We start from the raw sequence: 15,165 nt of genomic DNA, 5'->3' as shown, positions 1-15,165 counted from the left end.
TTAAATATGAGCAGAAGTATAACATACAAAACGGTCAAGACCGTTTTGTTGGACCACAAGCGGTCACATCCACGTTTATGAAAAACGTCGAGATGTTTTAATCCCCCGATGAGAGGGGACGTTTTTCACAGAAAAAAGCAAGGGAACTTGCGGATCGGAGGTACCAGATGAATCGCCAACCGCCCGTGCTAGAAGTAAGAGGATTGACCACGGAGTTCAAGGGGCGTAAAACAGCGGTGACGGTCGTGGACGAGATCGATTTTACAGTGCATAAAGGGGAGACGTTAGGAATTGTGGGGGAATCAGGCTGCGGGAAAAGCGTGACTTCCTTATCGATCATGCGGCTTTTGGGGAAGAACGGAAAAGTGGTTGCGGGCAGTGTCCTTTTCGAAGGCAAAGAAACCCTCAAGCTGGAAGAAAAAGAAATGCGATCGATTCGCGGCAATCGACTTGCGATGATCTTTCAAGAGCCGATGACCTCTCTCAACCCCGTGCTTACGATCGGCAGGCAGATCGGAGAAGTACTGCAGCTCCATACGTCTCTGGGGCAAGAGGAGCGGAAGCGTCGTGCCATTGAGCTGATCGCGCAGGTGGGAATTCCGCGTGCTCATGAGATCTATGGGGAATACCCGCATCGCCTTTCCGGTGGAATGAGACAGCGCGTGATGATCGCGATGGCAATGGCTTGCCGACCGCAGCTGCTCATCGCTGATGAACCCACGACTGCCCTGGATGTGACGATTCAGGCGCAAATGCTGGGACTGATACGAGAAATGAAACAGGAGACGGGCATGTCCGTGATGCTGATCACCCATGACTTGGGAGTGGTAGCAGAGATGTGCGATCGCGTGCTTGTCATGTACGCCGGCCAAGTGATTGAATCGGCGGATGTCCGCACCTTGCTGCGCAGTCCCAAGCATCCGTATACGAAGGGCTTAATTCGCTCCGTTCCCCATCATTCACGCGGTGAAAAGCGGCTGTACGCGATTGCGGGAAATGTCCCTTCACCCGGAGAATGGCCAGTGGGATGCCGTTTTGCACCGAGATGCACGGAGGCGATGCCCGTTTGTTACCAGCAGAGCCCTGAGCTCAAGAATATGCCGGATGGCTCTTTGTGCAGATGTTGGTTGCATGATGCAGAGGGGAGGGACATACCTTGAACAAAACTCTCCTGGAAGTAAAAGGATTGAAGAAGCATTTTGCCTCCAAAAAAGGCTGGTTTCAACAAGCGGAGTACGTCCAAGCTGTCAACGGGATCAATCTGACTGTCCGTGAAGGGGAAACATTGAGTATCGTCGGGGAGTCGGGCTGTGGGAAATCGACGACAGGGCGCTGCCTTCTGCGATTGTTGGAGCCGACATCAGGAGAAATCTGGTACCGAGGCAAAGATTTGACGAAATTGACGGGCAAAGAAATGCGTGCCATGCGCAGCCAGCTACAAATGGTGTTTCAAGATCCATTTGCTACGTTGAACCCAAAGCTGACGATCCGCCGAATTCTGGAGGAGCCCCTCGTCGCCCAACAGGTGCCGAAGGAAAAGCGGGCAGGTCTAATCGAAGAGACGATCCGCATAGTCGGGCTGACTCCGTCTCATCTGGATCGCTATCCCCATCAATTTTCTGGGGGGCAACGACAACGCATCGGAATTGCCAGAGCGCTCATGCTGCGCCCCAATCTGATTGTCGCAGATGAACCGGTATCAGCACTGGATGTTTCGATTCAATCACAAATATTGAATCTTCTCCAAGACCTCCAAGAGCAATTCGGGATGACGTACATTTTTATCTCCCATGACTTAGGCGTAGTTGAACACATCTCCGATCGGGTAGCCGTGATGTATTTAGGAGAAATCGTCGAGCTTTCTGACAAGGTAGAGCTGTTCCAAAATCCGCTTCATCCGTATACCCGAGCGCTGATTTCAGCCATTCCGGTTTCCGACCCGGATGAAAAAAAGGAGCGCATCATTTTACAAGGCGATCTGCCATCTCCAGCGAATCCCCCTACTGGGTGCCGCTTTCATCCCCGTTGTCAATCGTGCATGGATATTTGCAAGACAGATATACCTGAGGAAACAATGGTGAACGGGCAGATGGTCAAGTGTCATCTGTATTCATGAGAAAAGGGAGAGAGCTCACATGTATGCACAAATAAACGGAACACGCATTTTCTTTGATGTGGAAGGGATGGGGTGGGTACCAGATGGCCCTGTTCTCCGGCAAAAACCGACCTGCTTTGTTCTGCATGGCGGGCCAGGAGGGGATCACACAGGCTACAAGCCAGGGTTAACTCCACTCACAGAAGAGATGCAGCTCGTCTACATCGACAATAGGGGAAGCGGGCATTCGGACAAAGGACCTCAGGAATCGTATTCGCTGGAAAACAATCTGGAGGATATCGAGGCATTGCGGCGGCATTTGGGTCTGGAAAAGATCGTCCTGCACGGGCACTCGTATGGTGGGATGGTCGCCCAGGCGTACGCCTTACGCTACCCGGAGCATGTGGCAGGCATGCTGCTGCTGACGACCTCACCTAGCTATGAGTTTTTGGACAAAGCGAAAAAGGTCGTCGAAGAAAAAGGAACGCCAGAGATGAAGGCAATCGCGCAAGTCCTGTGGGACGGAGCCTTTTCGTCCAAGGAGCAGCTCTCCACATTTTACGAGCTGATGGCTCCGCTGTACTCGGTCACTCACAATGCCGAACCAAGTGATGAGGAGCGTAAAGCTGGGATGGATGCCCGGGAGCGGTCGAATCGTTGCTATGAAGCCTTGAATGAAGGATTTGGTGGATTCATGAAAACCTTTGATCTCCGTGAACAGCTGCCGACCATTTCAGCCCCGACACTCGTCATGGGCGCACGACATGACTGGATTACCCCCGTAGAAGATTCCGAGGAAATCGCCCGCCTCATTCCCGAATGTGAGCTGGTTATTTTCGAGAATAGCAGCCACAGTGTCATCAAAGATGAGCATGCTCATTACGTGTCTACGGTGTTGGATTTCGTCAAAAGAAGAATCGTGTAACCAGTGGATGTATTGTCCCACTTTTCTGTACCTTATGATCGTTTTATGATCTCATCTCTCATCTAGCTGTGAGGCGTGTTCTATGGTTCTTCTCTCCTCATTTGCGTATCATTACGGTATACAAAAGAGGAGAGGGTCATCATGGAAAAAGTAAACATCACGCAACATTTTTCTCAGTTTCAAGAATCGTGGGGTCCAAAAATCGTTGGCGAAATGAATGGATCTGCTATCAAACTGGAAAAGCTGCGAGGAGAATTTGCTTGGCAGCAGCACGACGACAAAGACGAGCTCTTGTTTGTGGTCAAAGGCAGACTGCTCATGATGTACCATGAACGTAATATATGGGTAGAAGCTGGAGAGTTTATCGTGATCCCAAAAGGAGTCGCGTATAAGCTGTATGTTCCAAATGGAGAATGTCATGTCATCGCGATCGATCCAAACGTACATCAAGCGGGGCTTCAATGCTGTTCATAGATGAACGAAGCTGTCAGTGTCTGGTCAAACCATTGGCTGGATAGGAGACAGCTTTTTTAATACTAAAGGAATTTATAAGCTTTTTTGTTGCACAAACATGCAGTGGTGGTGGGGAGAAGCAGGTTTCCGATCTGCGCTCCGGTCTTTAACCACCGAACACAAGCTAACGCTCGTGTTCGGCGGGGCCCCGTTTACACCCCGCAAAGGAGTATAGACTTTCCGCTCCACAACGATTCACAGGGAAGCGGTAAAGTAGTAGCCGCTCCGCAGGGATGAGGGTGCACTTCCTGCGTTTTTCTTATGAAAATGAAAACTCCCGTGATCGAAAGAGGATCGACGGGAGTTTCTCATTTCTCGATTGTTTTATTTACTGGAGATTCACGGCTTCCTGCATATTCGTCATCGCAGGCTGGCTAATCAAACCAAGTCTCCACAACGCAAAGCCCTTGAGATCGTGGCGTTTCGCGAGACCGATCTTTTGATTGACGGACTGCTCGTTTTCACTGCCCATAGAGATGCCCAAGATCAGCTTTTCCTTAGGGACTTGAGCCAGCGCCAGCTTAATGGCTTGATCGACTCGGTTCATCGGCTCGGGTCCTTTTTCGTTTTCGTAAGCGTAGGCCATGATGACGAGATCATCAGCCATGCTGCCCAATGTGGCATAATCATAGCCTTGGTAGGCACCATTTAGCGGATGGAGCACCAGTGTCAGCTTGACGCCGAGATTTTTCGTCTGGGAGGAGAGGAGCTGGACAAACTCATTGTAATCCTGCTTGATCTCTGTCGCTTGACCATTCATGCCCAGACCTTCAAAATCTAGGACAATACCTTCGAGTCCTTTTTCCTGTACAATTGCGAGGATATTGGCGATTGCCTTTTCCCGCAAGCTTCTGTCTTTTAGCAAGGTTGTCAATTCGTTGTTGGCATCCCCTGCAAAGACCATGAGATAAGGAGTCGTCCCAGCGGATTTGGCTTCATCGATGATCATTTCCGGTGTAGTAGAGCCTGCTGCTTTTGGCCAGTAGAAATCATTGCCTACAAGCGTCAGGTTGCCGTCTTTGTCGATCCTGCTCCAGCCAAATGCGACAGAGTCAAAACGCGAAATCAAGTCCTTTTGAGCATAGGAAGAAATCGCGTAGAAAGCCAGACTGTAGAGGTCGCGTGCAGGTGACGTAATCGAGACGGTCTTGGTCGAATCATTCCAGCTCACTTGTGCTCCGAACTGCTCGCTGAAAAATCGGAGTGGGATGAGGGTGCTTCCCTTTGTCTCATACGGGGCAACCGCTAGCGTAACCAGCTGATCATTGACCGAGATCTGCGGGTTTTTCAGGGTCATTTTGACCGTTTTGTGTTCTTGTCCACCCGTCTGAACCGCGGTAATCGTCTGGGTCGCTCCGTCCCACTGTACATCGACGCCCATCGCTTCGGAGATGGCTCGGAAGGGTACCATCGTCGTGCCTTTTACGATCACAGGAGGTGTCGGAAAGGCGAGCGGATAGCCATCTAATAGAATCGTAGTGGAAGTAGGAGCGGCGGATGCCGGAACGGAAAGACCGACCATGCCACTTACGCAAATAGAAAGAGATAGCCACAGCTTCCAAAATCGTGTTTTCATTCGAATTCCTCACTTTTTGGGAGTGATTTTACATACCACTTATATCAGTTTTACGTAAATCATTGCAAGAGTTGATTCATTCAAGGAATGAAAAATAGACAGAAACTAGTAAATGGATGGAGGAACTATGAAACAAGTTGCTACCCTTTTCGTTCTTATCCTCACTCTCATGAGTACGGGCTGCTCGGAACAAGCAGTAACCCCTACAGGAGAATCGAAAACGCCAACAGAAACAGATGCAAAATCTGGAGAGAAAGGTCATACACCTGGTGAGCAGCCAGCTCCTTTGGAAGAAGAAAAGAGTAAAGAGTGGATTGTTAACCGATTAGTAGAGATATCTCGCCACTATTTTAGTCAGATGGAGGAGACTACCCATCAGGAACTTCCTTTTGAAGTGTTCCGAGAAAACCTGCAGCGGTACATGACCGACCGCTTTATCGATCAAGAACAGCTGGAGGAATTCTACAAAGGCGGTGTTGGTCAGAACAGGTTGTTTCTGTTTCACTATGAACCTGGAACCCTAAAGGCGCGTACAACCATCCTCGAGCATACGGAGGATCGCATCGTAGTGAAGACGATGTGGTTCGCCAATGAATTGAACAGTGGGTATTACGAGATCAGTACGTTGCGCAAAAGCGGGGGAGACTGGCTGCTGGATGAAAAGCGGCGTGAGGAAACGCCAAAGGGAGGGTTTCAGCTCACCCCTCAGGAAGCAGAAATCTACCTGAAAAACTTCCCGTACGCGGAAAAGCCAATCCAATCAGTCAAATACGTAGGGAATAAAACGCTGGATGCTCACAAAGATTTTGGGCTTTTTTACCAATTTGACGGCGACGGGGAAACGTATTACATATCTCCGTTTGATGGGTATGTGTTGTCAGGTGATCTGGAGCATTACTAGATCGTGATAGAATAGACATGACCAAAGTTGTAGTGTACCATGGGACTATTCTTCGTTTTGTTTGATTCACCCAAATAGTTGGTCAGAAATCAAGCATTGTGAATGAGCAAAATGATATGTTTACATGTGAGAAGCTCCCACTCGATTTGAGGTGATGCACGTTGGACGACAGTGTCTATATATTGATTAAAAAAGGCGATCCGGATCAACTACACAAGAGAAAGTTTATGACCAAAGATTCGTATACGATTGGGCGAAAAGGGACTCAATTTCAACCAGATATCCCGTTTTCCAGCCTGTACGTATCCCGAAAGCATGCGGTTCTGCAAAAAATGGGTGATCAATTTGCGATCGCCGATTTGCATAGCAAGCACGGTACGGAAGTCAATGGAACAGCTATTCACGATACACCGCACTTACTGCGGCACGGTGACCATATCAGTCTGGCCAAAGGAGCAGTTGAGCTGATCTTTTTCGCAGAAGCGAACGAGCTGGATGCTACCCGAGAATTTTCGATTCCCATTTCCACTACGTCCCCTGAGCTGCCGGGTTTGGTCATCAACCTGGAAAGAAGAGAAATTCGCCTGGACGGCAAGCGACTTCATTTGACCGGCAAAGATATGGACCTCCTGATGCTTTTATACCAAAGGTCGAATCAGGCAGTCAGCTACGAAGAAATCATGGTACTCATCTGGCCGGAACGATTGCTCGGCACAGAAAAAATCATCCCCGATGTCGGCAGGGCAGAAATCAATGCGCTGGTATACCGACTCCGCAAGCGCCTGGGACGGTACGGAGAAAAAGTAACGACGATCCCGCGCTACGGCTACATGTGGGAAATGGAAGAAGGAGGCTAGCAAAAAGCCTCTTTTTTTGGGGGCAAAAGAGGCTCGCGATCTGCTAGATTAGTTGGTATTCTTTGTAGCTGTGATCAGTAAGGAGATGGGTTTTCCGGTAGTCGGGTTTATGGGTTCCTGGCAATGAAGAAGCTTGAGGTGTCCATCTGCTTGCACTTCGTTCAGCCATGATCCCATCGTACGATAATACCAGGGCATAGAGGATTTGTACCCTTCTCCCATTCCGTTAAAGGATTCTTCTCTCCATCCATCTTCATAGCGATCGTGCTGAGCTGCTGAAAAAGGATGCAGGGTTTGGATGAGAATAACTCCATTCGCGGAGAGTAAGGATGCTAGCGATTGTAGAATGGTCCGGATATCTTCGGAGAGAAGGGAGAAATTGCAGACAATGACGTCATAATCGCTACCCAGTCGTGATGGATCTTTCGTCAGATCCGAGTAGTTGAGGTGAATAAAATGCGCTCCTCCTGCCGAATGAGCGATCTGGATGAGCTCCAGGCTTCCGTCCATACCCACGACATCAATTCCTTGTTCACTAACCGCGCGGGCAAGCCAGCCCTCACCACAGCCGACGTCCAGGACTTTTCTTGGCTGGAAGCGAGTGATTTCATCTAATATCGCCTGATCCGTTGCTATTTTCCTGCTTTCAATCCGATTTTCTCTGACAGATTGTGTCCACGCTTCGGCATTAGTTATCCAGCTTTGCTCTAATAGACGTTCACGATCATTCATCGCCACAACTCACCTCGTCATTGGTTTAGCCTTGCTGTTTCCCCTTGTTCTTGGAGCTCGCCAGCCGTTCATTTCCCCTTTTGAAATTCCCGGTGACTTTGGCCAGGATCAGTTGCACTTCTTTTTCGTCGCCTTCTGCTGACTTGATCTTCTCTAAAAACCGTTCAGCCTCTTTCCCGTTCAGGATTTTTACTTGCTGGCCCTGGTAGTCGAGAAATACCGTGTTGTTCTTCGTGACGCGATAGCTAAAGGGCTTCCCATCGAGTCGGTTTCTTTTATCAATCGGTTCCATTTGGCTACCTCTCTAGTGCCCGTCATCTTTTAACTAGTAATACTACGATTCAGCTGAAAATCCCTGTTTGTTTCTGTTCTCCCAAGAACCAGAGCTTTTTTCTTCCATTTCCTAAATATTCTGCATCATATCACATTTTTCTGATCATCCTTTCACGGTTGCGTGAGGATTGCTCCATATATTTTCCATTACGCCTATATTATCTTGGGGAATGGAAGGGAGAAGATCCTTGTGAAGAAAACATGGGTTTGGTTTTGGACGGTTTTTGTTGTCGTCCTGATGGGATTCGGCTTTGTCTATTGGAACATGTGGCAAGACAGCCCCCAGAGAGAAGGAGAAAAAGCACAGACTGCATTTTCGTCGTACACAGCTCTTTGGCAAAACGGACGGTTTGCCGACATGTACGAGCAGCTCTCTGCAAAGACAAAACAGCAAATAACAAAAGAACAGTTTGTTCAACGTTATCAAAATATTTATGAAGGCATTGAAGCCAAAAATATCACGGTCGAACCCGTGTACAACGGTCCCGTCGAGCCAGGCGAAGATGGGAATATCAAGCTGCATTACCGATTTAGCATGGATACATTTGTCGATCCAATTACGTTTACGGGCAAGGCTACGATGGTCAAAGAGAAGCAGGCAGAAGGAGAGGGATGGTACATCTCCTGGAACCCGACATTCCTCCTCCCTGACATGCAGGATGGAGACAAGGTTCGCGCTTCCACAGTGCCTCCGAAACGCGGAGAGATCGTAGACCGGGCAGGACGCCGTCTGGCAACCTGTCGCGTCGTGGTGGACGTCGGGGTCAATCCGGGAGAGTGGGGGCAGCTGCCTCGCACCGAACAAAAACAAGTGAGTGACCTCTTACATATTTCATCCGATGAATTGGCAGCAAACGTGCAAGCGAATACAACGAAAAAGACGACTTTTATCCGGATTGCGACGTTGCCGGAGGACGATGAACGCATTTTTCAATTAACGGGTACCAAAGGGATCGTGCTGCAAAAGAAGCAAGTGAGGTACTACCCGTATCAAGAAGCGCTGGCGCATCTCGTCGGCTATACAGGCTCCATCAGTGCAGAGGAATTGAAAAAGAAACAGGCACAGGGCTATCGGTCCTCGGACAAGATCGGAAAAGCCGGACTGGAGCAGATGTACGAGGAACGGCTCCGAGGATCAGCCGGAGGACGCATCACCATCGTGAATGCGGAGGGAATGGAAAAGAAAATCGTGGGCGAAAGGTTTGCGAAAAATGGGGATACCTTGAAGCTAACGATCGATGCAGAGCTGCAAAAAGAGATCTACGAGCAAATCAAACAGGAAGCGGGCACAGCGGCGGCTATTCAGCCCAAGACTGGTGAAATCGTCGCTTTGGTCAGCACGCCTGCCTATGACCCCAATGACTTTGTGCTCGGTTTGTCGACCAAGGAGTGGAACCAGTTAAACGGAAACCCCAAAAAGCCAATGCTCAATCGATTTGCCCACGGCTATGCGCCGGGTTCTACTTTTAAACCGATCACCGCAGCGATAGGATTGGACACAGGTGCAATCACGCCAGCAGAGGAGAAAACGATCAACGGCCTGCATTGGCAAAAAGATGCGTCCTGGGGGAAATACGAAGTCACACGCGTCAGCGATCACCGAGTGCCGGTAAATCTGCAGAAAGCCCTCGTCTACTCGGACAATATTTACTTCGCGCAAGCTGCCCTCTCCATCGGGGAAGACAGTTTCTTGCAAAAAGCAAAGGAATTTGGCTTTCACGAGTCCATCCCCATCCCGTTTGCATTGGAAAAATCAACGCTCACCAATGGGGAAATGCGAAATGAGATTCAACTGGCGGATTCGGGCTACGGTCAAGGAGAAGTGACGATGACACCCCTGCACTTGGCACTCGCCTACAGCGCTTTTGTCAACGATGGTAACATGATTTATCCCTCCTTAATTTTGGGGGAAAAGCATGAGACGTATTGGAAAACCGATGTCATGTCCAAAGAAAGCGCGCAAATCATTCAAAACGACCTGCTGCAAGTCATGGAAGATCCAAAGGGAACAGGGCGAGGAGCGCGTGTCACGGGACACAGTATTGCAGGAAAGACGGGCACAGCAGAGCTTAAGCAGAAAAAAGGGGAGCTCGGACAGGAAAACGGCTGGTACGCCGCCTTTAATCTCGATGATCCCAAATTGCTGCTCGTCATGATGGTCGAGGATGTTCGAGGACGAGGCGGGAGTCATGTGCTCGATTCCAAGGTCAAACGAATTTTTACAGAGGCGCTTCAGTAGAAAAGAATCGTGTGTATTTGATTGCGCGAGAAAGAAAGAAAAGCTTCTCGTAAACAAAATGATCGTAGTGCAAAGGCTAGCCAGACTTGGTCGTCATGACAAGGAGTGGCTAGCTCTTTTTACGTGAAGGAATATATAAGCGCAACGCTTATGAATTCTAGAACGCATGGAAATTTTCCGCTAAAACGTGGTCGCTCTTCCTTGAGAAGGCCACGATAGAGGATTTCTTTATCAGGCAAAACTTTAGCCTTTTTTTAGAATTGATTTAGAACGGGTTTAGACCTCGTGGCTATCCTTGAACTTGTGAGCGTATGAACCAAGGCGCCAACTAAACTGAGGTGGTGGATTGCAATGAAGAAAAAATGGTGGGTAATGGGAATGAGCGTAGGACTTGGAGTCGTTTTGTTGTGGGGAGCAGCAGGATTGCCTGTTCGCGCAGACAACTCAGGACTGGCAGCATATGAGGCCGCGATGAAGCATACGAAGACGGAAACAAGCTTGACCGCGCACGTCAAACTGGACATAACCGACAATGGAAAGCCGTTGTTCAAAGGGGCCGGGGAAGCAAAGGTGGATCGCGACAAACAAGAAGCGAGCGTATCCGGGACGTTGGAGGATGTGACTCGTGCGACGACGCAGAGCTTCCAAGCATTTCGGGAGGACGGGAAAGTGATCGTGAAAAAAGGCGATAGCGATGTCTATCGAGTGATCGAGCCTCAGGAGAGGAGAACCAAACACTTCAAAGCTCCAGCTAATCCCCCAGTAATCGTAGAGCAGGTAAGCAACATCGCACTGGGAAACATTCGAGAACTCTCGACCGTTGAAAATCTACCCGATGGAAGCAAACAAGTAAGCTTGCTGTTAAAGGAGAGAGACGTGCCCGTATTTGTAAACAAAGCTGCGACCATGATCTTCTCTAAACTAGCGGAACAAAAGCAGGACGCTGCATCAGTCAAAGACTTTCCTGTGAGACTTCCTGAGCTGCAAGAGGACATTCAAGTGGAGCAAGTGTCCCTGAATGCCACCATTGATGAGAACAATCGGATCGAACGTCAATCAGCCGAAATCCACGTATCGGGGCGCGATGTAGCAGGACAAGAGCATGAGATCACCGTGAAGATCGACGTGACGCTCAGCGACTTTTCCCAGACGAATGTAGAACATATGGATCTGACAGGAAAACAAGTGGAGCACATCGAAGGATGGCACGGCCCTTCTCAGAAATAACACACAGCCTCATCTTGTGAGTCCTGCGTACGTGTATAGTATAATGCTGGTACAACATCACACGGAAAAAAGTGGAAGAAGTGGATGCACCTTTTGACAAGGAGGAGAATGCCAATGTCCATCAAGACAAGACTCTTGCTTTCCTATATCGCCATGATTATTGTGCCAGTCTTCCTGTTCGGATTGACAGCATCTACTCTGGCTTCTGTCTTTTTTGGAGATATGGCGAGAGGTGGCAATGAGGGTGGCAGGCCTCCTTTCTGGAATATGTTCAACGAGCGCAACGAGGTGCTTGCAGGCGTGAAGTTCATGGCGAACCACGATCCCGACCGATTGCTGGATCAAAGCGTACTGACGAGCGTAGATAGTCAGTTGAATCCGTTGAAAGCAGCTGTGGTCCTCGAGAAAAATGGAGCAGTTGTATTTGCTTCTCCGGCGTTGCGGGAAGCCGATTTGGATCAGCTGTTAAAAGGCGCCGAGGGAGTGGAAAAGATGCGCTGGCCAGTGAAGCAAGGGTACATCGTGGAACCATTCGATTTTACCTTTCACGATCAGAGCGCAGGTAGGGTCTATTTTCTATCCGATCCGAAGCAATTGTTTGTTATCGGCAGAAATTTCGTGCTTTCGTTGGTTTTGTCGTTACTGGTGATTATCGGCCTCACCAATGGGGTGCTGACATATCTGGTCTCTCGCAGTATCATCAAGCCTTTGCATACATTGAAGCGAGTCGCAGAGGACATAAAGGAAGGGAATCTGGAGCGCCCTGTCAGACTGAATCGGAAGGATGAACTGGGAGAGCTGGGAGATGCCTTTGAGGAAATGCGAGGAAGACTGCACGATTCTATCCGTCTCCAGCTCCAGTACGAGGAAAATCGGAAAGAATTGATCGCCAGCATCTCCCATGATCTGAAGACGCCGATCACCGGAATACAGGCGTGTGTGCAAGCCATGACGGACGGCATTGCAGATACGGAGCTGAAGCGGGAAAAATACTTGAAAATGATCGCAATTAAATCCCAGCAAATGAATCAATTGATTGACGAGCTGTTCTTGTTCTCCAGATTGGATCAAAAGAAGCTTCCTTTTCATTGGGAAGAGGTGGATATGACGTCCTTCATGACTGATCTTGTGGAGGAGCTGCAGCTCGATCCACGAATGGAAGACGTCCATGTCACTCTTTCCTGTCCAGATCGTCAGCGGCTTCTGGTCATGGCCGATCGAGAAAAGCTGGGAAGGGTGTTCATGAACGTCATCGACAACAGCTTGAAGTACTTGGATAAGCAGGAAAAGCGAATCCGCTTCGAACTGACTCATGAAAACGAGTACGTGAACATCAGTATGGAGGACAACGGATCGGGGATCGATCAAGAGGCGCTCCCGTACATTTTCGATCGCTTTTATCGGGTAGATCCCTCGCGAAATGCGGCCACTGGAGGAAGTGGACTGGGTCTTGCGATCGTGAAACAAATAGTGGAAGGTCACGGAGGCAGTGTGATGGCGACGAGTCAGCTGGGAGCAGGCACGAGTATTCGCGTTACATTGCCGCGACGAAACGAGCTAGGTGGTGAACTCTCATCCGACACATTTTAATCATAGAAGATGATCCGGTCATTGCTGAGGTGGAAAAGGATTATCTGGAAGCGAGCGGATATGCAGTAGAGGTGGCACAGACTGGGGACATCGGACTCCAAAAGGCGCTGAACGAGGAGGTTGACCTGATCATTCTCGACTTGATGCTGCCAGCTGTAGATGGCTTCGAAATCTGCAAACGGGTACGCGAAGTCAAAAACATCCCCATCCTGCTCGTCTCCGCCAAAAAGGAAGATGTCGATAAAATCCGTGGCCTTGGACTGGGTGCAGACGATCATATCAGCAAGCCGTTCAGTTTGGGTGAGCTGGTTGCCAGAGTGAAAGCTCATCTTTCACGCTATGATCGTCTGCTTGCTGACAACACGCGGAAGCTGCCGACAGATGAAATCAAAATACGCGGAATCCGCATCGACAAGCTGGCGAGAAAAGTATTCGTGAATGGAGTAGAGACAACGCTGACGAGCAAGGAGTACGATCTGCTGTTGTTTCTGGCGATGCATCCCAATTGGGTATTTAGCAAGAATGAACTATTTGAAAAGATCTGGGGCTTGGATGCCTACGGGGATAACGCTACAGTGACGGTACATGTCAGCAAGATACGGGAAAAGATCGAGAGTGATCCGTCCAATCCGCAATATATCGAAACAATCTGGGGTGCAGGCTATCGTTTTCGGCTATAGCCGGATATCGTTTTCAAATGTAAGCAGCCTGCCACCTGTTCTGGAGGTGAACGATGTAAATGAGTAAGATCAGTATGACCTCAAGAAAGTGGCTACTGCTGCTTCACTTGATCTTTTCTGCCATCATGCTGGGGGGAGCGGTCATTTTTCTGGTATTGAGTATCGTCGCAGCGACCACCACGGATCCGAATGTATTCCAAGCATGTTATACCGTGATGCACGTGCTTTCCGAATCCTCCGTACGTGCTTCGACGATCGGTACGTTGGTCACGGGAATCATGCTATCGGCTTTGACGCATTGGGGCTTTCTACGCTATCACTGGATTATTGCAAAAGAGGGGCTGTCTGTCGTCACGATAGCACTTGGCCCGATTGGTATGTATGTGTGGACGGCGGGTGCATTGTCCGGAGAGAACCCCCTGATGCTGTGGATCGGGATTGTTTTGCAAATTCTTTCGTTAGTGGCTATTTTTCTGCTTTCCGTGTTTAAGCCGTGGGGGAAGAGAGTACCTGGGTAGCTTTTTCTTTCATGCTTCGTCTCCCGTCGAAATATCCATCAGGTATGATAAGGGAACAAAGGGTTGGAAAAGATGGGAGAGGAAAGTATGAATCCAGTATTATTCGCCATTTTAGTCGTCGTGACGACGTCATTGATGGGGTCGTCTTTTGCAGTCGGGAAGATGGGGCTGGCTTATTTTTCGCCGCTGCTGTTAGTTGGCTTTCGTTTTACCATAGCGGGACTGCTCATGGCCATATGGGTGCGGAAAAAACCACTGCCGTCGTCTCTTGGCGACTGGGGGAAAGTAGGTCTTATCGGCTTTTTGCAGACCGCTGCTGTCATGGGCTGCATTTTTCTTAGCTTGCGTACGATTACTGCAGGAGAGTCTTCAATTTTGACCTTTATGAATCCTTTGCTGGTCGTGGTCTGGGGAACGATTTTTCTCGGGATGAAATATCGCTTCACTCAATGGACAGGAGTCCTGATCGGCATAGCGGGGGTATTTATTACACTCGGGTTTCACCTTCAATGGGAAACGGGCACTCTCTTTGGGATCGGCTCAGCGGTCTCTTGGTCCATCGCGACGATCCTGGTGAAAAAATGGGGCATCCATTTTAATGTCTGGGTGATGACGGCCTATCAAATGCTGTTCGGGGGGCTGGTACTGCTGGTGATGGGGGTCACGCTGGAGACTCCGAAAATGATCGTCACCCCCACATCCGTGTTCATCGTTCTTTGGCTGGCAATCATGGCCTCGATCGTCCAGTTTGCCACATGGTTCTACCTGTTGAATCAGGGAGATCCAGGACGGACCAGCGCCTTCCTGTTCCTGGCACCGTTTTTTGGAGTCCTGTCAGGCTGGCTGCTTCTAGATGAGGTCGTCAAATGGCATGTGTACGTGGGGGGACTGCTCATCTTTGCAGGGATTTTCCTCGTGAACTGGACCTTTGCGGCTAAAAGACAGTCGCAAGTGCCGGTGACGCACAACTGACTAACGA

General features: G+C 49.4%; 15 protein-coding genes. 12 read left to right on the top strand and 3 right to left on the bottom strand.

The window, feature by feature from the left end; genetic code table 11:
• The first annotated feature begins 167 nt into the window (after window positions 1-167).
• The 4 genes from AN963_RS13540 to AN963_RS13525 all read left to right on the top strand — a co-directional run bounded on the left by AN963_RS13540 (window position 168) and on the right by AN963_RS13525 (window position 3,494).
• On the top strand, window positions 168-1,160 hold the full coding sequence (locus tag AN963_RS13540) for an ABC transporter ATP-binding protein (protein ID WP_055745104.1): 993 nt from the start codon (window positions 168-170) through the stop codon (window positions 1,158-1,160).
• Window positions 1,157-2,116 (top strand): ABC transporter ATP-binding protein, encoded by a 960-nt coding sequence (locus AN963_RS13535; protein WP_055745103.1) that lies wholly within the window; start codon window positions 1,157-1,159, stop codon window positions 2,114-2,116. The genes AN963_RS13540 and AN963_RS13535 overlap by 4 nt, the downstream gene beginning before the upstream one ends.
• 19 nt (window positions 2,117-2,135) lie before the next feature.
• Window positions 2,136-3,020: an alpha/beta hydrolase gene (locus tag AN963_RS13530; protein ID WP_055745102.1), complete on the top strand. Its 885-nt coding sequence runs from the start codon at window positions 2,136-2,138 to the stop codon at window positions 3,018-3,020.
• 141 nt (window positions 3,021-3,161) lie between these two features.
• Entirely contained in the window at window positions 3,162-3,494 is a 333-nt protein-coding gene (locus AN963_RS13525; RefSeq protein ID WP_055745101.1) for a cupin domain-containing protein, read from the top strand.
• A 367-nt stretch (window positions 3,495-3,861) separates the two neighbouring features.
• Here the strand turns inward: AN963_RS13525 and AN963_RS13520 are convergent, their stop codons facing one another.
• Window positions 3,862-5,109 (bottom strand): stalk domain-containing protein, encoded by a 1,248-nt coding sequence (locus AN963_RS13520; RefSeq protein ID WP_055745100.1) that lies wholly within the window; start codon window positions 5,107-5,109, stop codon window positions 3,862-3,864.
• Window positions 5,110-5,236: 127 nt separating this feature from the next.
• On the opposite strand from AN963_RS13520, the gene AN963_RS13515 reads away from it, so the two are divergent.
• Window positions 5,237-6,010: a hypothetical protein gene (locus tag AN963_RS13515; protein ID WP_055745099.1), complete on the top strand. Its 774-nt coding sequence runs from the start codon at window positions 5,237-5,239 to the stop codon at window positions 6,008-6,010.
• 161 nt (window positions 6,011-6,171) lie between these two features.
• Window positions 6,172-6,867, top strand: coding sequence for an FHA domain-containing protein (locus tag AN963_RS13510; RefSeq protein WP_055745098.1), 696 nt, complete (start codon window positions 6,172-6,174; stop codon window positions 6,865-6,867).
• Window positions 6,868-6,915: 48 nt separating this feature from the next.
• Here AN963_RS13510 and AN963_RS13505 read toward each other — a convergent pair whose 3' ends face one another.
• The gene (locus AN963_RS13505) at window positions 6,916-7,599 is read right to left on the bottom strand and encodes a class I SAM-dependent methyltransferase (RefSeq protein WP_055745097.1); all 684 of its coding nucleotides are present in this window, start codon (window positions 7,597-7,599) and stop codon (window positions 6,916-6,918) included.
• A gap of 25 nt (window positions 7,600-7,624) precedes the next feature.
• Window positions 7,625-7,891 carry a hypothetical protein gene (locus AN963_RS13500; RefSeq protein ID WP_055745096.1) on the bottom strand — a complete coding sequence of 89 codons (267 nt, stop codon included), beginning with the start codon at window positions 7,889-7,891 and terminating at the stop codon, window positions 7,625-7,627.
• 231 nt (window positions 7,892-8,122) lie between these two features.
• On the opposite strand from AN963_RS13500, the gene AN963_RS13495 reads away from it, so the two are divergent.
• The 6 genes from AN963_RS13495 to AN963_RS13470 all read left to right on the top strand — a co-directional run bounded on the left by AN963_RS13495 (window position 8,123) and on the right by AN963_RS13470 (window position 15,158).
• Window positions 8,123-10,171 carry a penicillin-binding transpeptidase domain-containing protein gene (locus tag AN963_RS13495; protein ID WP_055745095.1) on the top strand — a complete coding sequence of 683 codons (2,049 nt, stop codon included), beginning with the start codon at window positions 8,123-8,125 and terminating at the stop codon, window positions 10,169-10,171.
• A 351-nt stretch (window positions 10,172-10,522) separates the two neighbouring features.
• Window positions 10,523-11,398 (top strand): hypothetical protein, encoded by an 876-nt coding sequence (locus AN963_RS13490; protein WP_055745094.1) that lies wholly within the window; start codon window positions 10,523-10,525, stop codon window positions 11,396-11,398.
• Between the two features lie 114 nt (window positions 11,399-11,512).
• On the top strand, window positions 11,513-12,988 hold the full coding sequence (locus AN963_RS13485) for a sensor histidine kinase (RefSeq protein WP_055745093.1): 1,476 nt from the start codon (window positions 11,513-11,515) through the stop codon (window positions 12,986-12,988).
• A complete protein-coding gene (locus tag AN963_RS13480; RefSeq protein ID WP_055745092.1) occupies window positions 12,973-13,668 on the top strand; it encodes a response regulator transcription factor in 696 nt (231 codons plus the stop codon). The genes AN963_RS13485 and AN963_RS13480 overlap by 16 nt, the downstream gene beginning before the upstream one ends.
• A 59-nt stretch (window positions 13,669-13,727) precedes the next feature.
• Window positions 13,728-14,186 carry a hypothetical protein gene (locus tag AN963_RS13475; RefSeq protein ID WP_055745091.1) on the top strand — a complete coding sequence of 153 codons (459 nt, stop codon included), beginning with the start codon at window positions 13,728-13,730 and terminating at the stop codon, window positions 14,184-14,186.
• Window positions 14,187-14,273: 87 nt separating this feature from the next.
• A complete protein-coding gene (locus AN963_RS13470; RefSeq protein WP_055745090.1) occupies window positions 14,274-15,158 on the top strand; it encodes a DMT family transporter in 885 nt (294 codons plus the stop codon).
• Window positions 15,159-15,165: the final 7 nt, after the last annotated feature.

Source organism: Brevibacillus choshinensis (assembly GCF_001420695.1).
GTDB lineage: Bacteria > Bacillota > Bacilli > Brevibacillales > Brevibacillaceae > Brevibacillus > Brevibacillus choshinensis.
This window is presented reverse-complemented; position numbering and strand designations above follow the sequence as displayed.